The sequence below is a fragment of the Rhizobium sp. O111 genome (assembly GCF_055616315.1).
Window position 1 is genome coordinate 109,821 of the sequence record NZ_JBSHXL010000005.1, and the last position, 24,670, is coordinate 134,490.

General features: G+C 55.4%; 17 protein-coding genes and 3 pseudogenes. 14 read left to right on the plus strand and 6 right to left on the minus strand.

Annotated features, from left to right (window positions below; translation table 11 throughout):
- The first annotated feature begins 23 nt into the window (after positions 1-23).
- Both istA and istB read left to right on the plus strand, forming a co-directional pair.
- Positions 24-1,535, plus strand: coding sequence for an IS21 family transposase (gene istA / locus ACVTFQ_RS33490; RefSeq protein ID WP_112980621.1), 1,512 nt, complete (start codon positions 24-26; stop codon positions 1,533-1,535).
- A 14-nt stretch (positions 1,536-1,549) separates the two neighbouring features.
- Positions 1,550-2,305, plus strand: coding sequence for an IS21-like element helper ATPase IstB (gene istB / locus ACVTFQ_RS33495; RefSeq protein ID WP_111560489.1), 756 nt, complete (start codon positions 1,550-1,552; stop codon positions 2,303-2,305).
- Between the two features lie 146 nt (positions 2,306-2,451).
- On the opposite strand, the pseudogene ACVTFQ_RS33500 reads toward istB, so the two are convergent.
- The 3 genes and pseudogenes from ACVTFQ_RS33500 to ACVTFQ_RS33510 all read right to left on the minus strand — a co-directional run.
- Positions 2,452-2,655 (minus strand): annotated as a pseudogene (locus ACVTFQ_RS33500) (transposase); the annotation flags it as partial.
- Positions 2,656-2,818: 163 nt separating this feature from the next.
- Positions 2,819-3,424 (minus strand): conjugal transfer protein VirC2, encoded by a 606-nt coding sequence (locus tag ACVTFQ_RS33505; protein ID WP_010900354.1) that lies wholly within the window; start codon positions 3,422-3,424, stop codon positions 2,819-2,821.
- Between the two features lie 2 nt (positions 3,425-3,426).
- Positions 3,427-4,122, minus strand: coding sequence for a conjugal transfer ATPase VirC1 (locus ACVTFQ_RS33510; protein WP_012476039.1), 696 nt, complete (start codon positions 4,120-4,122; stop codon positions 3,427-3,429).
- 254 nt (positions 4,123-4,376) lie between these two features.
- On the opposite strand from ACVTFQ_RS33510, the gene virD1 reads away from it, so the two are divergent.
- From virD1 to ACVTFQ_RS33550, 8 genes are all read left to right on the plus strand, one after another.
- Positions 4,377-4,823, plus strand: coding sequence for a T-DNA border endonuclease subunit VirD1 (gene virD1, locus ACVTFQ_RS33515; RefSeq protein WP_012476040.1), 447 nt, complete (start codon positions 4,377-4,379; stop codon positions 4,821-4,823).
- 25 nt (positions 4,824-4,848) lie between these two features.
- A complete protein-coding gene (locus ACVTFQ_RS33520; protein WP_012476041.1) occupies positions 4,849-6,195 on the plus strand; it encodes a T-DNA border endonuclease VirD2 in 1,347 nt (448 codons plus the stop codon).
- 358 nt (positions 6,196-6,553) lie between these two features.
- On the plus strand, positions 6,554-9,049 hold the full coding sequence (locus tag ACVTFQ_RS33525) for a virA/G regulated protein (protein WP_173992072.1): 2,496 nt from the start codon (positions 6,554-6,556) through the stop codon (positions 9,047-9,049).
- Between the two features lie 59 nt (positions 9,050-9,108).
- Positions 9,109-11,091 (plus strand): type IV secretion system ATPase VirD4, encoded by a 1,983-nt coding sequence (gene virD4, locus ACVTFQ_RS33530; protein ID WP_012476043.1) that lies wholly within the window; start codon positions 9,109-9,111, stop codon positions 11,089-11,091.
- 245 nt (positions 11,092-11,336) lie between these two features.
- Positions 11,337-13,706, plus strand: a complete 2,370-nt coding sequence (locus ACVTFQ_RS33535; protein ID WP_236771576.1) for a virA/G regulated protein — start codon at positions 11,337-11,339, stop codon at positions 13,704-13,706.
- A gap of 231 nt (positions 13,707-13,937) precedes the next feature.
- Positions 13,938-14,888, plus strand: a complete 951-nt coding sequence (locus ACVTFQ_RS33540) for a hypothetical protein (protein ID WP_077768107.1) — start codon at positions 13,938-13,940, stop codon at positions 14,886-14,888.
- A 103-nt stretch (positions 14,889-14,991) separates the two neighbouring features.
- Complete coding sequence (locus tag ACVTFQ_RS33545) at positions 14,992-16,347, plus strand: hypothetical protein (protein WP_012476046.1); 1,356 nt, start codon at positions 14,992-14,994, stop codon at positions 16,345-16,347.
- 102 nt (positions 16,348-16,449) lie between these two features.
- Complete coding sequence (locus tag ACVTFQ_RS33550) at positions 16,450-16,905, plus strand: cupin domain-containing protein (RefSeq protein ID WP_012476047.1); 456 nt, start codon at positions 16,450-16,452, stop codon at positions 16,903-16,905.
- Between the two features lie 79 nt (positions 16,906-16,984).
- Here the strand turns inward: ACVTFQ_RS33550 and ACVTFQ_RS33555 are convergent.
- Positions 16,985-17,125: pseudogene (locus ACVTFQ_RS33555) on the minus strand (transposase domain-containing protein); the annotation flags it as partial.
- 124 nt (positions 17,126-17,249) lie between these two features.
- On the opposite strand from ACVTFQ_RS33555, the gene ACVTFQ_RS33560 reads away from it, so the two are divergent.
- From ACVTFQ_RS33560 to ACVTFQ_RS33570, 3 genes are read left to right on the plus strand one after another with little or no spacing between them, the layout of a single operon-like run.
- Positions 17,250-18,491, plus strand: a complete 1,242-nt coding sequence (locus tag ACVTFQ_RS33560) for a site-specific integrase (protein ID WP_012476048.1) — start codon at positions 17,250-17,252, stop codon at positions 18,489-18,491.
- Positions 18,488-19,411, plus strand: coding sequence for a tyrosine-type recombinase/integrase (locus ACVTFQ_RS33565; protein WP_077768106.1), 924 nt, complete (start codon positions 18,488-18,490; stop codon positions 19,409-19,411). Before ACVTFQ_RS33560 ends, ACVTFQ_RS33565 begins: the two co-directional genes overlap by 4 nt.
- Positions 19,408-20,409, plus strand: a complete 1,002-nt coding sequence (locus ACVTFQ_RS33570) for a tyrosine-type recombinase/integrase (protein ID WP_077768105.1) — start codon at positions 19,408-19,410, stop codon at positions 20,407-20,409. The genes ACVTFQ_RS33565 and ACVTFQ_RS33570 overlap by 4 nt, the downstream gene beginning before the upstream one ends.
- 140 nt (positions 20,410-20,549) lie before the next feature.
- On the opposite strand, the pseudogene ACVTFQ_RS33575 reads toward ACVTFQ_RS33570, so the two are convergent.
- Positions 20,550-21,086, minus strand: a pseudogene (locus tag ACVTFQ_RS33575) (IS66 family transposase); the annotation flags it as partial.
- Between the two features lie 144 nt (positions 21,087-21,230).
- Here ACVTFQ_RS33575 and ACVTFQ_RS33580 point away from each other — a divergent pair.
- Positions 21,231-22,412 (plus strand): tyrosine-type recombinase/integrase, encoded by a 1,182-nt coding sequence (locus ACVTFQ_RS33580; RefSeq protein ID WP_077768104.1) that lies wholly within the window; start codon positions 21,231-21,233, stop codon positions 22,410-22,412.
- Positions 22,413-23,740: 1,328 nt separating this feature from the next.
- On the opposite strand, the gene ACVTFQ_RS33585 is transcribed toward ACVTFQ_RS33580, so the two are convergent.
- The gene (locus tag ACVTFQ_RS33585; protein ID WP_010900201.1) at positions 23,741-24,565 is read right to left on the minus strand and encodes a hypothetical protein; all 825 of its coding nucleotides are present in this window, start codon (positions 24,563-24,565) and stop codon (positions 23,741-23,743) included.
- Positions 24,566-24,670 lie beyond the last annotated feature (105 nt).

Sequence of the window (24,670 nt, forward strand, 5' to 3'; positions counted from 1 at the left end):
TGTCGAAGAGACGAAGGCTGACCATGAGACAAATCCGACATTTACTTCGACTGCGATCGGACGGTGTGAGCGTTCGCGACATTGCCGATCTGCTCGGTATCGCCCGCAGCACTGTACAGGACGGGATCGGGCGAGCTGCGACGGCAGGGCTGTCCTGGCCTTTGCCTGCCGATCTGACTGACGACGTCTTGGAAGGCAAACTTTTCGCCAGGCAAGGCACCAAGCAAGGGGTGCGGCGACTACCAGAGCCGGATTGGAGCGTCATTGCGATCGAGCTGAAGAAGCCCGGCGTGACCCTGACGATCCTGTGGGAGGAGTATCGGGCCGTCTATCCGGATGGCTACGGCTTCAGTCGGTTCTGCGACCTGTTCCGCGGCTTTGAACGGCGTCTGACGCCCACGATGCGGCAGGTCCACATTGCTGGCGACAAGGTGTTTGTCGATTATTCCGGCAAGAAGCTGCCTATCGTCGATCGTAAGACCGGCGAGATCCGCGAGGCGGAGATCTTTGTCGGCGTGCTTGGCGCATCGAGTTATGCCTTTGCAGAAGCCACCTGGACCCAGACCCTGCCGGACTGGATCGGCTCGCACGTTCGCATGTTCGCCTTCTTTGGTGGCGTGCCGCGCCTTATCGTTCCGGATAATTTGAAGTCCGGCGTCAACAAGGCGAGCTTCTACGATCCAGAGATCAACCAGAGCTTCGGCAGGATGGCGGCCCATTACGGCGTCGGCGTGCTTCCGGCGCGACCGAAGCGGCCGAAAGACAAGCCAAAAGTCGAGGCCGGCGTACGTTTCGCTCAGAGCTGCATCCTCGGCCGGCTGCGCAATCATACCTTTTTCTCACTGGAGGAAGCTAACGCCGCCATCCGGGATGCCGTCGAGCGGATCAACACGCACGTCATGAAGCGGTTGGGCCAAACCCGCCAGGAGATATTCGAGACCATGGAACGCCCAGCACTCGCGGCTCTCCCGGCAGAGGACTACGAGTACGCCGAATGGAAGCTGGCGCGGGTCTTGACCGACTACCACGTCGAGTTCGAGCGCTATTTCTACTCCGTACCTCATACGCTCATCCGCCAGCAGGTTGATGTCCGGGCCACGAGCCGTACGATCGAGGTCTTTTTCAAGGGCAAGAGGATTGCGACCCACCAACGCCGGTACGGCGGTTCTCGCTACGGAACCAATCCTGACCATATGCCTAGCTCGCACCGGCGCTATGCCGAATGGTCACCTGCAAGGTTCCAGCGCTGGGGTGCTTCCATTGGGCCTCAGACCGAGGGGCTGATCATAGCTATACTGGCCAGCCGTCCTCATCCCGAACAAGGCTTTCGAACCTGCCTTGGCGTGCTGAAGCTCTACCAGGCCATTCCTACGATGCAGGCCGAAGCAGTGTCCGCCCGTGCCGTCGAGATCGGCGGACTGACTTGCAAGAGCATCAGCGCGCTCATCAGCACCTATAAGGCACCACGATATTCCGCCGAACCTGCCGCTGTCGGCGAGCACGCCAATCTTCGCGGCAAAGCCTACTTTCATTAAGGAGACAATCAAGAATGCTGACCAATCCCACTTTAGACACGCTGCGGCAACTCGGCCTTTCCGGGATGGCTTCCGCCTTCCAGGAACTGGAGATTCAACCGGAGGCGAGAAGCCTCGAGCACGGCGAATGGCTCGCGATCCTGCTCGAACGGGAACAGACCTCGCGTCGCCAGAAGCGCTTCGAAGCCAGAGCCCGTGCCGCCAGGCTGCGCCATGACGCCCAGATCGAGAATACCGATTTCCGCGCAGCCCGTGGTCTCGATCGCAACCTCTTTCTCAAGCTTTCCAACTGCGACTGGATCAGACAGCGGCACTCCTTGCTACTGATCGGGCCGGCCGGCGTCGGCAAAAGTTGGTTGGCTTGCGCCCTCGGCCACAAGGCGTGCCGAGAAGATCTTGCCGTCGCCTATCACCGTGTACCACGGCTCTTTGGCGCGCTCGCCCTGGCACGAGGCGACGGTCGTTACGCAAAGATGCTCAAGAGCCTGGCCAAAACCGATCTTCTCATCCTGGACGATTGGGGGCCGGAGAAGCTCAGCGACGAGCAACGACGCGATCTTCTTGAGATTGTCGAGGATCGCTACGAGAAGCGCTCGACCATTGTTACCAGCCAAATCCCCGTGGACCACTGGTACGATATGATTGGAAATCCCACGATCGCAGACGCTGTTTTGGATCGCCTCGTTCACAACGCCTATCGCATCGAACTTTCTGGCGAAAGCCTCCGCAAACATCGAACACTGCATGCCGATGACACAACTCAGGCTTGACCATTCCAATATTCGCCGACAATGATCAACTCAGACCCAGGGACGCTCGGCGCATCCGGCTTCGCTTCACAGACGCGTCCGGTATAATGCTGGAATGAGCGTCCGGTTAAAGATCGGAATTCCTGTCCGGTTTCATTGGAATACGCACGCCAGCGAGAGAAGCGATTGTAGAGCGTCGTGCGCGGACCATAGCGCTCCGGTACATCACGCCAGGATGAACCTGTCCGGAAACGCCATAGGATACCATTGATCACCCGGCGGTCATCCACGCGCTCAACTCCACGGCTGTTGGTCGGCAGCAAAGGGGCGATAACCGCCCATTCCTCGTCGGTCAGTTCGTGACGGCGCATAACAATCTCCTTTCCAGGAAATTGAATCACACAACGTCATCAACATGAACCCCGTTATGGGGACACAGCCTAGAGTGAGCTGGCTGTGTTGTAGCTGGGTAGGGGCTGCCTCATTGCCTGCTGTCGAATACAATACCGCCGTCAAGTGACCGGCCTCATCATATTAGCGTTCTTTTCTTATCTTCTCTTCGGCAAAGAAAGATGCAAGTGCGGCCGTAGCCAGTTTGTGGCCAAAAGCCCTGGCGGTCTCCAATCTCAATGGATCAAAGTGATTGCGTGCGACTTCTAACAGCGATACCGGGAACATGCGAGAAGTCAGGACAACGATAGGTTTTTCGACTACTTTTGAGATCGGGTAGCTTTGAGGCCCCGTGCTAAATGATCCGTCCGCCAACATGTTCTCAAAATCGGCGAGCGCACGGCGCAAGATCATCTGCAGCGCCTTGGTAGCGCTGTACTGCAGAATCAAGTTGTCATATATCTTCGATACCTCAGGAGCGGGGGGGCGTGCCGAAAGAAAGACCTGGACTTTTTCCGGCGGCGCAGTCGAACTCAAGGCGTCCGCCGTTAGCATTGATTGCCGATCGAAGTTGTCACGACGTTTGGCGGCGATAGGAGGCGCTGGTCGTTTTTCCTTTCCGGCTCTTTCAGGTAATTGCGAAGGCGCCAAGTTTTGCGAGGAAAGAGCTGGGATTGGGTGAACGATCGGTCGCGCGGCAGCAAGCCGTCTTGCTTCACCGACAGACAAAGCAGGTTTGCGGATCCCCATCTTCAATTCCCCAAGGTATCGCCAATCAATTCTGAAATTGTTACGAGTTCCTCCATCGCAATTCTGAGGTTCCGCTCAAGGAGGCGCATCGTCGGATCATTTGTCGTGTTCAGCAATGTGAGATGCAACATGCCACGCTCTTTCATTGCAGCGAACGCGTCTCGTTCATGCATTGGAGATTGTACGACAGGCAGATTCACCAGCATGTCTGACATCGCGCGTTGTGACGTGGTTAATCGGCCAACCGGGACTCGCTGGCGTAACACGGCGGTCGGAATCACTAAGTTCTCGCTCAGCAGCAGCTCGACAACATAACGATATGTCGAAAGTGCCTCATCGATATCCAGCGGCGTTAACATTGTCGGGATCAGAAGCAGGTTTGAGCTAGCGATGATTGTGTTATTGAGCTCGCTCGAACCACCATGCGTATCGGCCAGCGCATAATCAAATTCCTGAAGCTCGGCGTCCTCATAAGCCGCTTCAAGAAGCGACATTTCTTCTGCAGCGTACACCTCGCAGGATGTATCCCAGGTGTTGCTACGCATCGCGTTTTCTTTCCATCGCGTTAACGGCCGGTTCTCGTCCGCATCGAAGAGAGCCACTCTTTTGCCGTCTCTTGCAAACGCAGCGCAAAGGCCCATGAGCGCCGTGGTTTTGCCGGCGCCTCCTTTAAATGAGCAAAATGTCAGAAGTTTCATAAGTTTATCCTGGCGACGTTGTGAACGAAAGTGCGTCTGTATCATTGTTTGTATGTGTGACTGTCTGTATAGCGAAATTATCAGGAGTATATTTCAATTGCATTGAAGGATAGTTGCAAATGTAACTATATAGATCCGAATATGAACAGTATATTCTTGAATTTATTCTGTTGGCGGCTAGGCTCCCTCAGTCTCAACTGGAGAATTTCACTCCGGAACAAATCCAGATCATTCCGTTTTCTATGGAGCAAGCCATGTCGCAAAGCGAAAAATCCACTTCAAGTGACATTGTCGACCGGCGTGAAGGCCCGAAGATTGAAGGTTTCAAGGTCGTTAGCACTCGTTTGCGATCGTCGGAATATGAGAGCTTCTCTCGCCAAGCCCGTCTGCTGGGGCTCTCCGACAGCATGGCCATAAGAGTTGCGGTTCGCCGCATTGCCGGCTTTCTCGAAATCGATGCAGAGACTCGTCAGATGATGGAAGCCATTCTTCATTCAATAGGAGCACTCTCAAACAACATTGCCGCGCTGCTGTGTGCCTATGCTGAAAATCCGACAACGGATTTGGGCGCTCTGCAAGCTGAACGAAACGCTTTCGGTAAATCGTTCGCTGATCTCGACGGTTTGCTCCGTTCCATTTTGTCCGTATCACGGCGACGGATCGACGGTTGCTCCATGCTGGCGGACGCCTTGCAGCATTAACGTAGCACTTGGGGGAATCTGTTGGATGCCCGATCGGTCTCAAGTCATCATCCGCATTGTGCCGGGAGGTGGGACGAAGACCCTCCAACAGATTATCAACCAGTTGGAGTATCTATCTCGGAAGGGCAAGTTGGAGCTGCAGCGTTCGGCCCGACATCTCGATACTTTCGTACCACCGGATGAAATCCGCGAACTCGCCCTAAGCTGGGTTCAAGAAACCGGGACTTATCACGAAAGTCGGCCAGACGAGGAAAGGCAACAGGAGTTGACGACCCACATTATTGTAAGCTTCCCTGCCGGTACAAGTCAGGTAGCAGCTTATGCAGCGAGCCGGGAGTGGGCAGCCGAGATGTTTGGGTCAGGCGCAGGGGGAGGCCGATACAACTATCTTACAGCCTTTCACATCGATCGCGATCACCCACATCTGCATGTGGTCGTTAATCGTCGCGAACTTTTGGGGCACGGCTGGCTGAAAATATCCCGGCGCCACCCCCAACTGAATTATGACGCCTTGCGCATTACAATGGCCGAGATTTCACTTCGTCATGGCGTCGTCCTCGAGGCGACGAGCCGAGCTGAGCGCGGCATCTCGGAGCGGCCGATGACTTTTGCCCAGTATCGACGCCTGGAGCGGCAGCAGGCCAATCAAATTCGTTTCGAGGATATTGATTTCGAAGAATTCTCGCCTGGGGGAAACGACGGAGAACCGGATCAATCTTTTAATTCTTCGTACGGTTCGCTGCCTCAAAACGTGTCAGAAAACTTGCGACGAAACGGCGGTCTGCAATCGGTGTCTGAAGTACGTTCCCGGGCACTGATCGGATCGAACGGCAACGGTGTCACGCCCGATCGTGTATCATCTGGAAACGATTCCCGTTCTCAATCCGGCAGCGATAAAGCCTTTGTGGACGATGGCAACTTGAGGAACGGCCCTCTCACCATCGCCGGAGACGGCCAGGATCTTGAAGGCCGTTCTGGCATGCATCGTTTGGCAACCGAACCCGTCACGCACACAACAAGCGAAGATGATGTTCGGCAACGGCCTCATCGAAAACGGCCTCGCGGTGATGAGGAAGAGCAGAGCGGCGCAAAACTGACCAGGGTAGACGGAATTCGGACGGGAGTGACAATCAGCGCCGTACCGGTTGCCCAGGACGATCCGATTACATCGCCGATCCAGCCCCCTGGATCAAATCCGTTGGATGACCCGGGGCAGACCAACATCGCTACGGACGCATTGCCTCCGACAGCCGATCGCCGGCAGCAGGGAGAGCCAAATTCTAAGCGTCCTCGTGATGATGACGCCGAGCCGAGCATTCGTAAGCGGTCAAGGGACGGGCGCAGCCAAGGGGATGAGGGAAACAGAAGGTAGAAAAGGATCGATCATGGCAGATGAAGAATTTCGTCGAGACTTCAGCCGCTCCGCTACGTTGAACTCGAATAACGAAGGCGCTACAGGCGCACCAATCCCGGATACATCGGTGTCGACTGCCTTCCGACAAAACCGCAGAGAACACTTAACGACCAGTTCCTTACGGCCATTAATTACTGGTGGGGCCGGCGACCTTCCAGGCACTTCCCCCGAAAATCAACGGCCGACAACCCATGCCCCGAATACAGCAGAAATACTCCCGGTGAGATCAGCCGAAGCTCCGGCTGGCCAATCAGCGGTCTTTCCGAGGAGCAAGGGGTATTTTCGTACGGCCATGCAATACCTGCGGGAGATTGAAATGCAGTCCACTGCCAGGGCGGACCACGAGGCGACGTCGTCGTCACGTTTTGGCAAGGGGGAAAGAAAGCAGCTGCGCGAACACGAGCAAACCGGTGATCAAAGTGAATCAATGGCGAAGCGGAGTACCAGCTCGGGAATGCAGGTGGGAACTATTGCCGCGTCTTTGGCTATGAAAGATAGCTCGACCGCGACGCCGGCTTCGCAAGGGCCGCACCGGTCTGGGATGGAGCTGGATAATATCGAAGGGACTGGAGAGAGCCGTACGCAATCTCAGCACGAAATTGCGACACAACCTATTGCCACAAGCGCTTTTGGTTCAGGTCATGATGTGATCATTCCTGGAGAGGGCCAGCCTGAAGAAACATTCGACGGCGCACCATATTGGATGGTAGAAAGCGGGGATAGCGAGACCAATAGCCTTCCGTCGATCCAACAAGGCTTATCTTGGCCAGGGTTAGATGACCTTGATTTGCTCGCCGACAGCAGTTCACCGCTCAGTACTCAGGTTGTTCCTCCTGACGTAGCCGCTACGAATTTAAGCACTGAGGCAGGGTCCGCCAGCGTCGAAAGCACCCAAATCCTCGCCGACAGTGCCTATTCCGACGACGCGACCGAAACCGGTGGCCAAACAGCTTCAGGATCGATCCATGAAGGTTCAGTTCGTTCGCTTGGCTCACCGGAGGAACGCTTCGACGCCTTTCCCGAGTTGACCGACGAGGACTTGGCGCAGATTGACGCATTCTCGCGAGCCCGCTCTCCTTCGAGGCGAGATGCTGCGCACGCTATTCATGCGGTCAGCTTGGATGATGCCTTCTCACGCAAGGATCTTGCCGCGGGCCACGACGGCCGGCTTACGAATCCTGCGTTCCGTCAGGAGGCTTCTCTGCAGGAATCGAGCCCATCAGAAACGAAGTCCGACGACTTCCCGGAATTAACCGACGAGGACCTGGCACGGATCGACGCACTCTCCGAAGCCCGCTCAACTTCGAGGCTGGATGTTGCACGCACTATTCATGCGGTCAGGTTGGAGGCCTCTCGGCAGGACCCGAGCCCATCAGAAATGAAGTCCGACGACTTCCCCGAATTGACCAAAGAGGACTTAGCCCGGATCGACGCACTCTCTGGACCCCGCCCGACTACGGGGCGGGAAGGTGCGAACACTATTCAGCCAGTCAGGTTGGACGATGCTTTCTCAGCCGAAGATTATACCGTGGGCCGCGGCGGCCGGCATACGAATCCTGCGTTCCATGAGGAAGCTTCTCGGCAGGACCCGAGCCCATCAGAGATGAAGTTCGATGGCTTGCCGGAGTTGACCGACGAGGATCTGGTAAGGATTGACGCAATCTCTGAACCGCGCTCGAAGAGATCTCGCTCCGAGCAGGTTGTCGGGGGAAAATCTCATAGGCTCAAACTGAACGAGGCTATCGAGGAGGCGGGCTCGCCCACTACCGTTTCGGGAACAAGCGCCGCCAGGGCGGCACCTATCACGCTCGAAAGCGGAGTACCTAGGTTGCCGCAGGCTACCCATACGGAACTTCCTGGCTCGGACGTTGCGGGTCCACTGCGGATCGGGAAGGCGTCGTGTGCCGATATACGGCGAGATGTTTCGGATAAAGGGAAACGAAAAGTCTCGTCAGATTATCAGATTCAGCAAGGTCCTGGCGCGTCCTATGCTTACCAGCCGCGACGCATGCCGACGGAAGCGATTTTCGATGCTGAACGGCTTGGTGACGAAGTGCTCATCGGGAATGAGCCAGTTCCGCGGTGGCCTTACCCCTGGGAGCACGTTGTTCGTTTTGAAACAGGCAAGCAGCTCTTCGAAAGATTGCAGAAGTGGCCGACTGCGGAGGAGTTGGAAAACAGTGTGATCCTCGTCAAAGCGGATAGCGCGCAACGATCCTATATGCCCCGAAATCAGCTGCTCTTGCATCTCGGATCCGAAAAGTATTACGAACGAATGAAAGCGCTCGGTCTATCCGATAATACCTTCAGCGGATTGAAGTCCGATAGCAAATATTTTTATGATACACCTGCTGGACCACGGGTAAGTGAACATGATTATGAGTTCCCGCGGCAGGCAGGCGTGCATAATCCAGAGGTGATGGTTCAGCATCATAGCGGAACCTTCTTCGCGTTTTGGCCAAAACTTCTCAGGCTGGAAAAGCTTGCGACAGTAACGAATACGTATGGCGCGGAAAATGTTTGGCTCAAATCGCCAGCCAATGCTTACATGACGCCGGAAACCTATAATTCCAAGGTTGCGAACGGCGCCGAAAACCTTTTCATCGAGTTCCTACGTCCCGCTCCTGTCCACGACCACCTGCGGGAACCTGGAACTTCAAACGCAAAAACTGTTGACGGACGAAACGAAGATCGCGCGCAACAGGCCGACCGGTTAGCAGATCAGTCGATGGGCCGGAACGGGGACGGCCGTGACGCGCAGGGTGGTAAGAGAACCTTGGAACCGCGCGTGCGCGAAAGGTATGGGCTGTAGATCCAGCTGCCCGTAAAGCAAACAGCCGTCCAATAGGATAAACGGAGCGTGGTCACGTGATGAATTCAGGCAAGTACACGCCAATAGGCCTGGCTGCGAGCATAGCATGTTCATTGGCCGTGGGGTTTTGTGCGGCCAGTCTCTATGTCACATTTCGCCATGGCTTTACGGGCGAAACGATGATGACTTTCAACGTTTTTGCGTTCCTGTACGAGACACCGCCTTATTTGGGATACGCAAGTCCTACGTTCTATCGCGGACTAGCCATCATCGTTGCGACGTCAACGCTCGTGTTGCTATGCCAACTACTGTTATCGATGCGCGAGCGCGAACATCACGGCACTGCTCGCTGGGCCGGCTCCGGCGAGATGCGGCACGCCAGGTACCTCCGGCGCTACAGTCACGTCACGGGTCCCATCTTCGGCAAGACATGTGGACCACGTTGGTTTGGCAGCTACCTAAGTAACGGAGAACAACCTCACAGCCTTGTTGTCGCGCCAACTCGCGCTGGTAAGGGTGTCGGCGTCGTTATCCCGACGTTGCTAACCTTCAAGGGCTCAGTAATTGCCTTGGATGTGAAAGGCGAGCTATTTGAACTCACATCGAGGGCGCGTAAATCAAGTGGCGACGCGGTTTTCAAGTTCTCGCCCTTAGATCCAGAGCGGCGAACGCATTGTTACAATCCCGTGCTGGATATTGCCGCGTTGCCGCCCGAACGGCGCTTTACAGAAACGCGCCGCCTCGCTGCGAATCTCATCACAGCCAAAGGCAAGGGAGCCGAAGGTTTCATCGACGGGGCACGGGATCTTTTCGTAGCAGGCATATTGAGTTGCATTGAGCGCGGCACACCAACGATCGGTGCCGTTTACGATCTGTTTGCTCAGCCGGGTGAAAAGTACAAACTATTTGCGCAACTCGCGGAGGAAACACAAAACAAAGAGGCTCAGCGTATCTTCGACAATATGGCGGGGAATGACACCAAAATCCTGACATCCTACACATCGGTGCTCGGCGACGGCGGACTCAATCTTTGGGCCGATCCACTCGTTAAAGCGGCTACAAGCACCTCGGATTTTTCCGTCTACGATCTGCGGCGGAAGAGGACTTGTATTTATCTTTGTGTCAGCCCGAACGATCTCGAAGTCATAGCGCCCTTGATGCGTCTTCTCTTCCAGCAGGTTGTATCAATCCTGCAGCGATCGCTGCCACTTGGAGATGAACGGCACGAAGTTCTGTTTCTCCTCGATGAGTTCAAGCACTTGGGCAAGCTGGAAGCTGTGGAGACGGCAATTACGACGATCGCCGGCTACAAGGGCCGCTTCATGTTTATTATTCAGAGTCTTTCGGCTTTGACAGGAACTTATGATGAAGCTGGTAAGCAAAATTTTCTCAGCAATACGGGTGTGCAGGTATTCATGGCGACTGCTGATGACGAGACGCCCAACTACATTTCCAAAGCTATCGGCGACTACACATTCCAGGCTCGCTCAACGTCGTACAGCCAAGCGCGCATGTTTGATCATAACATCCAAATCTCCGACCAAGGAGCACCGCTTTTGCGCGCCGAACAAGTCCGCCTACTCGACGACGATTATGAAATAGTCCTTATCAAAGGCCAACCTCCCCTCAAACTGAGAAAAGTGCGATATTATTCGGATTTCATATTGAAGCGAATTTTCGAAAGCCAACACGGTTCCCTTCCCGAGCCCGCATCTTTGATGTTGCCGGGAGACACAAACCTCGTTGAAGGCAAGCTCGACCAGGGAACAGCCGATACAACTTCGCAAAAACCGGTGCAGATTGAAGAGAACGACCATGGGGAAGTCGTTTCCCCCCAAAACAGAACTGTGGCTGATGGAGTAATGCCAATAGAAGTTCGCCCCCGTTCAAACGAAGTTGATGACGAGCGGGAATACCAAGGCGCGGACGCCGCAACCTCTGAGAAGCTTCCGGAAATTGCTCCGGCTCTTTTGGCGCAGCGCGAACTCCTCGACCAGATCATTTCGCTCCAGCTACGAGGTAGAACAGCCTCCGGCACTTGAAGCTCGATGTGATACCGCTTCGGATCGAGTCTTGTTAGCGCCGTCAGATGTCCCGTTTCGGGAATGCATTACCAACGTTGAAGGTTGCCAATTGATGAGACATCGCCATGAAACCGTCGGGAAGCTCAAAAACTGGATACGCCGGGTCGGCTAGATCCTCGCCCCAGGTTCGCGCAGGGGTTACGCCTGTCCTTCATCCCAAAGAGCCTTGGAACCGTTTTGCTTGCTCCCCATCTGACGGCCAAATGGATCACCGGGAAAATTTATCTGCGCAATTCGCTTACGATGGAATGAGACTGGGCGCAGCCGAGCGGTCCGCGTACGAGACATGGGATAGAGCGGACCGGCCGAGTTGGAAAGACCTGATACTGAGCGCTCGCCTGAACGCGATTGACAGTTTCGCTTGGAATGTCGATGTCGGAGAAAGTACCTCTTCAACTTTTGTTTATGATGGTGTTCCTCTGGCGGAAGGGGAACGGCATGCCTACGAGGAATGGGTGGAGCCGGGACAGCCCAGTTGGCAACAACTCGTTGTGAACGCGCGTATTGAAGAGCTAAACACCTCTGCTGCAATTCCGAATGAGTGTAGTCCCCTTCAAGAGGAATTCCGATCGGAGGCGCCTAAGCGTAAGCGGACAAGCTCCATTGGTCAAAAGAACGGTTTCCCTGAACCATTCGAATTTGATGGGATGAGACTCGGCTCGCCTGAGCGCGAAGCATATGAGAATTGGAGTAAACCGCAACCGCCATCCTGGAAAGACCTGATAGTTGACGCCCGTCTTGACGCAATCGACACCTCCACCTGGCTCAACGAATCAAATGACACCTCGGTCTTCGAGTACGAAGGCGTCCCGCTTGGGGAGGGGGAACGCCTAGCATATGAAAAATGGCTCGAGCCCGCGCAACCAGGATGGGAAGACCTGGTTGTGGACGCACGCGTTGCGGAATTGCACCAGTCTGCTCCGACGTGGTGCGAACACCAACCAGGCAACGACGTTTCTTCCAACGAGTCCGGGCGCATCTCGGGCGTCCCAATTAACGCCGAGCAGGTGTCGCGTGCGTTCTTCGTGTACGATGGAGTGGCGCTCGGAGCAGCCGAGCGCGCTGCGCATGATCGTTGGAGCAGGCCGGACCGGCCCACCTGGGAAGATCTTATCATAGTCGCGCGCCAAGCTGCTATCGAAGGCGGTGCCGTTTCGAATGGGATGATCGGGAAGACATCTTCCTCAGTCTTTTTATACGAGGGAATGTTGCTTGGGGATGCGGAGCGTCAGGCGTACGGACGGTGGAGGCAGCTAGCCCAGCCGCGGTGGCAAAATCTGGTGGTGAACGCGCGCCTGGCAGAGCTCGACCCGGCGGCCTGGATTCCCGATGAACATGATCCGTCTGAGGATGGCGGGGCGACTGGTCTTCTGTCGCAAGCAAGCACGACCAATAAGTCCCGCCTCAGTTTAGGTGATCAACCGGAAGCGCGCTCGCCTAGTCTCGCACGTGAGCCAGCACAACAGCCGACTCACGTGCAAAACCTGACGTGCGCACAATTGGAAGCAAGACGTGCTCTATATTTCGGGCCCTCTGGGAGGGATGCAGACCAAACCGCCAGCATCGCCGACAGTAATCGCCTCGACGAGGTAAGCAAAGTTAAACGGCTGGGTGCCAAGAGCCGTCGAGGCGCTAAAGCAACGGCCTATGACGTAATTTCAAGTGCGGAAAGACTGTCGTCTCACGAGGGTTGTTTGACGGTTCAGTCCACTCAGCCAGAAAAAGCCGCTTGCTCGAGAAGCGACAATATCGGCACTTATGGAAGTCGAAAAAACGAACGAGCTCGGCTTGCGACCGAGACCGGGAAATACGAGTCGGAGCATATTTTCGGGTTCAAGGTTGTCCACGATACCCTGCGCTCGACCAAAGAGGGCCGGCGGCTGGAAAGGCCTATGCCCGCCTATCTCGAATGCAAGGAACTTCATCGACAACATGTTGGTACGGGAAGGGGGCGGACCCGACTGGTGGGGCGCGGCTGGCCAGATGACGCAAGTTACCGCTCGGATCAAAGGGCAACTCTATCGGACCCTGTTGCGTCCACGGAAGGTGCAACGGCGTCAAACGGGTATCAATTAAACCAGCTAGGCTACGCACACCAGCTCGCTAACGACGGGCTGCAGAGCGAAACGCCAGATGGGGTTATCATGCCGCTTCAGGTCGCGACTACTAGCTACAACTATACGGTAAGCCGCGATCCGGTACTTTCTCCGCCCAGTAAAGAGCAAGCTCCGGAATTGTTGCACCTTGGGCCACGTGGCCAGACAGAAGCTGTACTCGCTCGCGAAACAGCATTGACAGGAAGATGGCCAACACGCGAGCGTGAGCAGCAAGTCTATCGAGAGTTTTTAGCCCTTTATGACGTCAAGAAGGACCTGGAGGCCAAGACACTTGGGTTGCGGAAGAAAAAAGCTGCGCTTGTTTCCGCGTTGAACCGGACTGCCGCCTCAATAGGCACTTCACCCTTGAAAGCCCAATCGTCGAGCGCAGAAGTTGAAAAAGCAACTCACGAGTTTGATGAACGACGGGTTTATGATCCGCGCGATCGCGGTCGGGACAAAGCATTACAACGGTGACAAAGCTGGAGATGACCATCGTTAGCGGACTTTGTATCGATGCTTAAAAATGATGGTTCAGCATTTGAACCGCAGGCTGTACTGCTACTCTTTGAAATCCCCCGCAAAAAACGCGCCGTAGTGCAATCGATCGCCAGGGCCTGAATTTCAGTTGAAACACGATGTCCATTCAACGCCTTAAGCGCAGGTGTTAGACTTCGCATATCCTTGATCCGCGTTGGAGTGTGAGTTATGCTCGAAGACGGCCAGAAAATGCAGGAACGCGAGCTTTCGGTCCTCGGTGGTGATAAGACCGAAAGTGCAGCCACCTTACCGAATGACATTTTGGTGGAAGTTGCCAAACATCTGCCGACCGACGATCCAGTCGAAACGGCAGCCAACCTCACAAGCTTTAAACTTGCGAGCCCGTCGGTTCGGGCATCGGTCGATCAGAGCGATGTCGGAACGTTCCACCGAAGCGTAAATCGACTGGGTGCCTCAAGCAAGGCATTGTATGACCTGGCTGTACCCCGGAACGGCTTTGCCGAGTATCCGAACTATCCGGAACCGGACCCTGCTGGCGAGTTTGCGCTGGCGAGCCAGCGCATCAGGACAATTGGTCCAACTTTGAAGTTCCAATCGCCCGCCAGGAAAACAGCGATCGTCAATCACATTCTCAATATGTCGGAAGGCGGTGAGCAGGCGGAGGCGATTATGTCGATGACGTCCCATTTGAGTGACCTCGAGAGGGCCGACAAGAGACGCCTTATCGACAGAGCAATTGAATACTTCAAGGTAGACGGGCCTATCAACTACGACAGTCGCCATTATGCAGCCTACGCGATTGCAGCGGCGCACAACCAGTTGGAACTCGAACACAAGTCACAAATCTTCGATGCAATGGCGAAGAGACCCCAGCTTGCGAGACTCTACGCCGACGAACGCATCCATGCGCAGGAGCATTTGGGGCTTGCGTCGACATCCGAAGGTCCGCACGAGCGGAGCAATAAACAACTGGCCACGGACATTCTTCAGATCGAACAAAAAATCCGCACTGAGCTCCTTCCCGAAACTCTCAGTGCTCACGACCAGATGGTAAAAGCGGAAGGAATCGCTGGATCGATTGAGAAGGCTTACCGCGATGCTCGCGCGAACTTAACCCGGGCACCGCGAGGGAGGTCAAATTCTGATCTCAGCCGGTAGAACTTGGTCTGAATATTCGATTATTTCTCCGACGAAAGCACTTGGTTGACGAGCGAATTTTTAAACGAGCATCGATAAAGCGTGCACAGGGAAGGCCCACCTAATGGTCAGTATAAATAAAAAAGCCCCGCAGAAATCTTCTACAGCGACCACGCGCAATTCTGATGAACGCCTGGTTGATCAGTTAGGGCAGGCGTACCTTGTGGAACGCGAGGCGCAGGAAAGGCGCGCGCGACTTGAAGCGCCGCCGGCGTTGAAAAAATATGCCTCGAAACTGCAACTCCTCAATAAGCTCGATGCAGATTTCCGTGGTGTGATCGCCCACAAGCCGTTTCGCAGCGAGCAACTGCGGGTCGATAGCAATGGAGAATTGACCCATAGTCGGGGTCTCATAAAAAAGAAGAAGAAGGTTTTCATTCGAGATCAAACAACTGGCTCCCTTCGGCTTATTCACTACGAGAGGTCTGACTGGAATAGTGTCCGTCGCTATGACTACGACCAGAACGGCGTGTTGAGCGAGAAACATATCAAAAGCAAAGCCGGTGCCTTCGAAGAAAAATGGGAGCGGGACGAAAACGGTGAACTGATGCGCACCCGATACATCGATCGGCGCAGACTTACTGGACGGGCGTTGCATCCCATTTCCGAGGAAATCGGACGTCCTTATGAGAGTGGCCTGGAGAAGAGGCTTTATCGCGTTTTAACGCGTCGGGAGGGCTCCCAACAAAAGACTTTCGAACGCGATGACAAGGGTAATCTGGAGCTCATTGCAAGCAAACGGATGGGCTATTCGATGTCTTCACAAAAGGCACCGGATCGACAAACATCTAGAACAAGTATCCGCAAGCTTGGCGGAGCTTTCAGTGAATCATATAGATCCCGGCTGGATAAGGACGGCCACGAGTTAGGTCGGGATGTCTCCGCACATCGAAGCCTCCTCAACAAGCGTTCAGCCGTCTACGATGACGCTACAGGGGAGCTAAAGAGCAGCAAGCACACGTTTGGGAAGATATACAAAGCGGAAGCGACATACCTGAACGCCGAAATCAAAGAGGTCTCCAAAAAAATCCTCGGAGTTACGGTCGGTAAAGAATTGAAGACATTAAGTGGACGCGAACTCGAGGCTCAAGTATTACGTGCCGCGGAACGTGCCCTCCATAAACAGGCCTGGCAGCACCCTTCAGCTAACCCCTCGCGGTCGCAGCGGGAAAATACCAACAGTCATCTTGGAAACGAACTTGATGGGCCGCTCGAATCGGATATGACCGTCGTCCATCAAGCCGGATCCGGGTTCGTCGGCGACGATCGCCACGTTCATGATGGCGGTGGATCCAGGTTGAATGAATTGCACGAATCGCGATCGTCGAATGATAGGGAAAAGCTTAGTTCGCCGAGAGCCGAAATTTGCGACCGCTCGATGAATCGGGATCGCACCGGCTCAGGTACTTTGTCGCGATGATAGCTAAACTAGGGGGGCACACACCGAGTTGTCAAGTCGCCCCCCGGCAAATGAGCTCATCCCTGCTGCCATATTCCCAAACTACCAACGTTTCGCGTCAAAATGATCACTGAGAAATCCGTGCCATCCCCGAAAATAACTGCCACGAGTGTCTCATCGAAGCCCACCTGCCGTGTCGTGCGGCCCGGCAGCACCTATGCCGGAAAACAGGGTCTCAATTATTTCGAAGGGATTGCGGCCGAGACAGTGGGCTCGACGGGGATCTGCATGCATCTTTTAACCATACCGCCGGGCGCCCGCGCCAAGGCGCATTTGCACGCCTCGCATGAGACAGCGATCTATGCGATTTCCGGAGAGACGCATTGCTGGTTCGGCGACCAGCTGGAAGAACACGTCATCGTTCGCGAAGATGAGATGTTCTATATTCCGGCTGGCGTTCCGCATCTTCCCGCCAATCTCAGCGACCGGCCGGCGACAGCGGTCATCGCCCGCACCGACCCGAAGGAGCAGGAAAGCGTCGTCCTGTTGCCGGATTTGGAGGGGTATGTGCCGCGTTGAACGCCACCCGGCGGACCCAACCTGGTGCAATGCTACGAGTCAGTTTACTGTAGGGTAAGCATCCGGTGAAGGCCGCAGGTTAGGCTGCTTTAGCTTTCAATCCGTGCGGCTGCCAATTCCACGGAAGCAATTGCTCGAGCTTACTGATTGGCGTGTCGGCGATGCGGGCCAGGAGGTCAGCAAGCCAAGCCTGCGGATCGACGTCGTTGAGCTTGGCACTTTATGCCGACCGGCGAACTATGCCTATTAATCAAGTTTTTTCCAACGTTTCCGGCAGCATAGCGGTCGCCCAGTCGGCATAGCTTAGGGTCTCTCCGTCGCAATTGACGCGAAGGAGAGGACACATGAACACAACTGACTATTTGAATCGCAGCGCCCTATATCGGAAGCTGCTCCACGGTCCGTATCGGGAGTTTGCGCGTGTTTACGCCGCCAGCATGTCGAAAGAAGGCTTGGGTCGGCAATGCACGTGGCGCTCGCTGAGCCTGTTTCGAGACCTGATGGACTGGCATGTTGGCAATGGATATGCCCCGCAGGATTTGAGCGAAGCTTATGTCGATCGTTTTCTTGAGCATCGCTTCAAACACTGGAGTCCCGATACGGGCGACCGATCGGCACTCCGACGCGTGCTTTCAGCGTTACGGGAAGAGGGCTTAATACCAGGTGCGCTTCCGGTTGAGCGCACTGAGCACGAGCAGATCGTCGATGTATTCGGGGCATATCTCTCGAATGAGAGAGGGCTCGCCGCCTCGACGGTGGGGAGCTACAAGCTTCTGTCACTTCGATTTCTGCGGGAGGTCTGTCCTGCCGGCGCGAATGGGTTTGCAGCGCTCACCCCGGAGATTGTCATCGGGTATGTCGAACGACATGCGCTCGATGGCTCCGCCGACAGCGGCAAGGCAATGTGCGGAGTCGTGCGTGCCTTACTGCGCTACTTGCATTTGAAGGGCTTCATTTCGACGGCGTTGGCCGATTGCGTGCCATCCATCCGCCGCTGGCGACTTGCCGGCCTTCCAACCTTCCTGCCGCCAGAGAAGGTCCAGAAGGTTCTCGATGCCTGTGACCGGACGACGGCAATGGGACATCGGGACTATGCGGTTCTGATGATCTTGGCCAAGCTCGGTTTGCGCGCTAGCGAAGTTGCTACCCTCAATCTCGATGATATCGACTGGCAGTCGGGCACGATTCTCGTACACGGAAAGGGACGGCGGCAAGCGACTATGCCGCTGCGTCACGACGTCGGAACAGCTATCGTGGCTTATATCCGGCATGGGCGTCCCGCTTCGGCGTGTCGGCGAGTTTTCTTGCGAACACTTGCGCCGCACGTGGGCTTTGCCTCCGGCTGCGCCATCACGATGATCGCGAAGCAGGCACTCGAGCGGGCAGGCATTGATGGCTATGCCCATCACGGCGCCCATCTTTTCCGCCACAGCCTCGCGACCGACCTTTTACGGTCGGGTGCCAGCTTTGCCGAGATCGGCCAACTGCTCCGTCATCGAAGCATCGACAGCACAAGGATCTATGCCAAGCTCGATGTTGACAAGCTGCGTGGACTGAGCCTGCCCTGGCCGGGAGGTGTCCAATGAGCCGGCTTCGCACTGCCCTCAACCGCTATGTCGGCATGCGCCAAGGGCTGGGATACAAATATGATGGGCCGGCACGACGGTTGTCGGCATTCGTCACCTTCATGGAAGCCCGCGGCGCCGAGACCATCACGTCGGACCTGGCAATGCAGTGGGTGACGTCGATGGGCCGACAGCCGAGTTGGTCCATCCGCCTGGCTGATGTGCGCTGCTTTGCCCAGCACCTCAGTCATTTCGATCTTCTGACGGAAGTGCCACCGAGCGACGCAGTGCCGCCGGCACGGCGGACAAAGCCCTACATCTATAGCGACATTGAGATTCAGGCGCTGCTGGCGGCAGCACTGTCGCTGCCGCCAGCCAACGCCCTTCGACGCTGGACGTATCACTGCCTGTTCGGACTGATAGCGGTCGCCGGACTGCGCCATTCTGAAGCGCTCGGCCTGCTCCGGGCCGACGTCGATCTCGAGCAGGGCGTCCTCACTATCCGAGAGACAAAGTTCGGCAAGTCACGGCTGGTGCCGCTGCATGCCACGACAATCGCTGTCCTTACAAACTATGCTGCCCGACGCGATGCACACCTTGGCACGCCGCGCAGTCCCTATTTCTTCGTCGCCGAACAGGGCGGCAGATTGCTGCATCAATACGTGCACCGGGTGTTCTGGCGACTATCCCGGCAAATTGGTTTACGGCAGGAGGGGGATCGCGGTGGCCCGCGGGTTCACGATCTTCGTCACCGTTTCGCCGTCCAAACCCTGATCAACTGGCATCGCGCTGGCGAAGATGTGGAACGCGAGCTGCCGGTACTCTCGACCTTCCTCGGCCATGCCAATGTTCGCGACACCTACTGGTATCTGTCCGCCGCGCCGGAGCTGATGAATCATGCCGTTCGGCGATTGGATAAGCGGTGGGAGGTTCGGTCATGAGACGAACGAACGACTTAGCCGTGCTGATCGAGCGGTGGTTCACAGATCGGCTCATGAAGCATCGAGGTGTAAGTTCCAACACCATTGCCTCCTATCGAGACACGTTCAGGCTCCTGTTTGCGTTCGCGCAGGCGCGCCTTGGGAGGTCCCCATCTCAATTGACACTGCGGGATTTGGACGCTCCGTTCATCGGCGCATTCCTGGAAGTCCTCGAGACGCAGAGAGCCGCCTCGGTGAGGACCCGGAATCTCCGCCTCACAGCCATTCGATCTTTCTTCCGATATGCGGCGTTCGAGGAGCCGGCACATAGCGCCCACATCCAGCGCGTGCTCGCGATCCCCAGCAAGCGATGCGACAAGCGGCAGCTTCAGTTCCTAACCAGGCCCGAGATTGAATCGATCCTGGACTGCACGGATCGAAGCACGTGGCTGGGACGCCGCGATTACACTCTGCTATTGCTGGCCGCGCAAACGGGGCTGCGGGTTTCGGAAGTCATCGACCTCGACCGAGACTCGGTAATGCTCGGCCGCGGTGCGCATGTGCAATGCGTCGGTAAGGGCCGCAAAGAGCGAAGTACGCCGCTCACAAAGGTTGCACAGGAAGCCCTCCGGCGTTGGCTCAAGGAACCAGGGAAGCGAGGCGCAACGGCTCTCTTTCCGAATATGCACGGTGGCAGGCTCAGCGCCGACGGCGTGCAGGCACTGCTGAACAAATATGTCGCCAAAGCGCGCGAGCACTGCGTCTCCCTCCGCTCGAAGCGGGTGTCGCCCCACGTCTTGCGGCACAGCGCTGCCATGGAGCTACTACAGGCGGGCGTCGACTGCTCGGTCATTGCCCTGTGGCTGGGCCATGAGGCGATGGAAACGACGCTGACCTATCTTCATGCACATCTTGAACTGAAGGAATCGACACTCGCAAAGCTGAAGCCGTACGAACGCGCCAAGGCCGAGCGATTTCGACCAAACGACCGGCTTCTGGAATTCCTGAACGCCCTCTGAGCATGAGAACTATGCCGAGTGCCAACGACGGGTCTTCGACCAAAACGGCAAGAGAAGCGCGTTTCAACTGGTAAGTTGGAAGAGGTGCTCGGCATAGTTCGCCGGTCGGCATAAACCGCCTTATGCCGCGCGCGGCATAATGCTGTCATGATCAGTGTCGCCATGAAGGCGGCGCGATCGGCACCTCGATCCGATCCGGCGAAGAGCCATGACTTCCTCCCGAGAGCAAAGCCTCTCAGCGCTCGTTCGGCCGCGTTGTTCGTGAGACAAATCCTGCCCTCGTCGAGGAAAGACGTGAAGCCGTTCCAGCGCTTCAGCATGTAGTCGATCGGCTCGGCGACTGGAGAACTGCGCGACAGTTTTGCCCGTTCGGTTTGAAGCCAGCAGTGCAGTTCGCCGACAAGCGGCAGGCTGTCCTTGCGACGGCGCTCCAGGCGTTCCGCTGCGGCAAGCCCGTTGATCTGCCGCTCGATGTCGAACAGGGCATCGATCCGTTTGACGGCCTCCAACGCCATAGGCGAGATCGGTGCGGCGCGGCTGCCGCGTTTGGCATTCGTGGCGATGTCGGCCAGCACGAAGAACTTGCGCCTCGCGTGCGACCAGCAGAGCGCCTGCGTCAGCGGCCCCGGATCGCGGTCTACCTTGAACAGCGGATTGTAGCCGCCAATATGTTCTGCCGAACATATCGGGGGCTATGTTGCGGCCGTCCATATGTGGCCCTGCTGACCTATACCCTTTGTCAACTGAGTATTTGGGCCCGATTTGACGCAACATAAATCGCAAGTTTGGCAGCCGGACCTTTTCTCGTTTGGAGGTTCGACATGGATCACCCTTCCTTTTCCGACCAAGCCGCTGATGCCCTATTTACCGAAGTGCCATTTGCTGACGAGCGGAACCGCTATTTGCATCACTGCGCCACACTCGGAGCGAGACCCGAAGTTCTCAGGGTCAAACGCAACGAACTCCTGTGGATCGCGCGACATCTCGGTCCAGAGGCTGCGGCCGGCGTCGGCATGGCGGAGTTGTTGCCGATCGCGCAGGCTCGGCAGAATGTTCACGGTGCGGCTACCGCTGCACGTCGGGTCGTCGATATCGGGCGCCCCTGGCTGAAGTTCCTTGGCTGGTGGCGTGAGCCCACTGTCATATTGTCGTACCAGGCGCAACTCGACCGGTATGTTGGCTGGATGCGCGACGAACGCGGATTGACACCGTCGACGGTGGAACAATGGGGGCGCATAGCCGGCAGATTCTTGCTGTGGTGCGAACAGTCGAGCCACCGGCTCAAGGATTTGAAGGCAGAAGACATCGACAACTATATAGCGACCCAAGGGGCCGGACGCTGGGGTCGTGTCTCGATTGCATACATCGTCTCAGCCTTGCGCGGATTTCTTCGATATGCGGCAAAAGAGGCTTGGTGCTCAGACCGCCTGGTGTCGTCAATATCGCGGCCTCGGCTCTATCGACAAGAATCTCTGCCATATGCCCCAGACTGGTCGGACGTCCAAAAGATGTTGGCTGATGTCGATACCGACCGGCCCCGCGATATCCGAGACCGCGCGATCCTAATGTTGCTGGCGGTATATGGTATGCGGCGCGGCGAAGTAGCCGCGCTGCGGCTCGACCAAATCGACTGGGCGGGGCGAACGCTTCGGCTTTTCCGCTTAAAGCGCCGACAAGCCCAGATCTATCCGCTGGTGCCCTCCGTTGCGGAAGCATTGGCACGCTACGTGGACAGAGTCCGCCCGCCGTCGTCGTGCCGAGAGGTTTTCCTCCGGATGCAGGCGCCTCGACATCCCTTAGGGGCCTCCAGCATTTATAGCGTCGCCAATCGGCGATTTGTTGCGCTCAACTTTATGGACCGCCTCTTAAGGGCGGTGGAGCGTCGTGACCGGAAGAAGTTGACCGACGTGCAAGCCGTCAGCGGTTGCGCAAACGACGATGATATCCGTCTCCAGCGCAGTGTCTTGGCCCAATGCCTGATTTTATACAGCCGAGTTCAATAAGCGAAGTGGCGCACACTGTCATCAGAACTTTCCTGCCAACCGCCCGAGGTCTCCAAACGAACAAAACCGCCTTACAACGGGCCTTGCTTCAAGATATTACCGAAACGTGCTCCCTCATGAAAAGGTCGCGAATAGGTTGCGGCTATCATCGCTCTTGATCATGGCGCACCTCATAAGCGACCCAAGGCAAAGCACGATGTCGCCTTATGTGGGGTGGCAGGATATATTGTGGTGTAAACGAGCTAAGTACAAGAGCTTTGAAGCGATTTTTGAGCACGTTTTTGCTATATTACCAGATGGTGTCCGGGTATGTTTAAAAGTGATTAATACAGCCTATCTAATTACAATTTTTATTTAAGATATTAAAATAATAATAATATCCGCGCCTTTAAATAATAAAGGTGAAAATTTTATCGCCAATCGTCGTCGTGCAACAATACGTGAGCCTGCACTTATTTTCCAAATTATATAAATAGGAAATACAAGCAGATTGGAGCAATTAGAAAGGGCGCCAATAATATTCACTACTAACATTTTATAAAAAGAACAAATACATCTGTCGACTATGCCGTACGAGTTGGTCGGGCAAAGCGGAGACTCGCCACAAGTTGAAGTCGTGAGAGGCGATGGGCACATCGTCAGAGCTGAGTGCGGCATCGAGCTCGGAAAGATTGCGCCTGCCTATCTCTCCGAGAGCAGCGAGCAACGACGTTTCAGTGCATTCCTGTACTCGCTTTCCGAGATTGTACATGCCTCTGTGTTCGATGACTTGAAGAGGCAGAGTCTCTTCAAGACGTTCAAGGAGGTTCGGTACCGAGTGCCGGGCGAGACCTCATCCGCCGTGACACCATTTGGGAGATCCCATTCGAGCTTCCACTCGGGCCAACATGTGCCTTTCACGGGGAACGGTTTGCGCTGGCAAAGGATATCGTTTTCCATCGGTTTCGGAAGGCTGCCAGATAAATATGAGCTTTTCTAAAAAGGATTCTTGTAATAATTAATCCTTATCCGGCGGGAGTCTTAAGTACTTAATGATGTTGAAAGAATTTATATTAAAAATATTCTATTCTGAATTATTGATTAATTAAATAAAGTATATAAAATATAAATAATTTTCGGTGAAAAAGATTCCATAGTTATTTATTCAATAATGCAGTGGCTCATGGAGATATTATATTATTTCTGGCGTTGTGTATTGAAATAGTCGCCGGAGTGGCGGATCATAGACACTAAAATAGAAAAAACTAAGTAACAACTGAAGCAATTATGACTTCTTTCCCTTCCTACGGTGACTATGGATGTAATAGAACAGCGGCAGATCGGAGCGATCACTTGCTCAGATCGGGCAACAACACGCCGAGATCGCCAAGAATTGCAGAGAGAGCATCCTCATTCGGTATGGCGAAGACGTTGGTTCCAGTGGGCTTCGTCTCACGGGTACCGACCCAGAACGCGATACCATTCTCCTTGTTGCCAACAGCGGTCAGCATATCTTTATCGTTTTCGCCGTTGCCGCACGCTATATGTAGGCCGATCTCACGAGGGAGTAGATTGACATAAGCAAAATAGCCTTTGCGCTTGCCTGGCGTTTCCTCGGGCATAACGCAATGACCCTCGGGTACTGCGGTCGCCCGGAAAGTGCGTCCCCAGGAATGATCTACACGCGGAAGAAGCGATGAAAGCAGATCTCCGGCCGATTGGTAACGTGGATGAGAGTCCCACATCTGACAGCCATAGAAATGCTCCATCGGAATGTTGCGGATTTCTGGGTTGCCGCCAAATTCGCTCTCCATAACCGCATGAATGCGGCTCCAGTTGGGCAGGGGAACGGATTCAAAACGTTGACCTTTGAAGATTGTGACCGTTCCGTCATTCCCTTGAAAATCAATACCTGGAATGTCTTTGAAGGGCGAAGCAGCGATTTCGCCGCAGTGGCGAGCGGACGTCAGCAGTAGGTAATGTCCCTTCCGGGCGATCTTGGTCAAATTGTCGATGATATCGATGGCAGGATTAATTTCCCAGCACTGACGGTTTCGATCTTGCTTAAAGGCGGTGCCATCACCATCGAAGGCGAGCAGAACCCGGAGAGAGGGATCCGTAAGACCGCGTGCTACCCGTTCCGCGATATCCGGAATGACCTCAACAAGAGACATATTCAAAGCTGGTGTAAATACGATCTGAATGAAGCCTTAAATGTAACGCAGCGCGGCAAGCATTAGTTGACTTTTTGGTGAGAGAAATAACTCTTAGCAGGGATT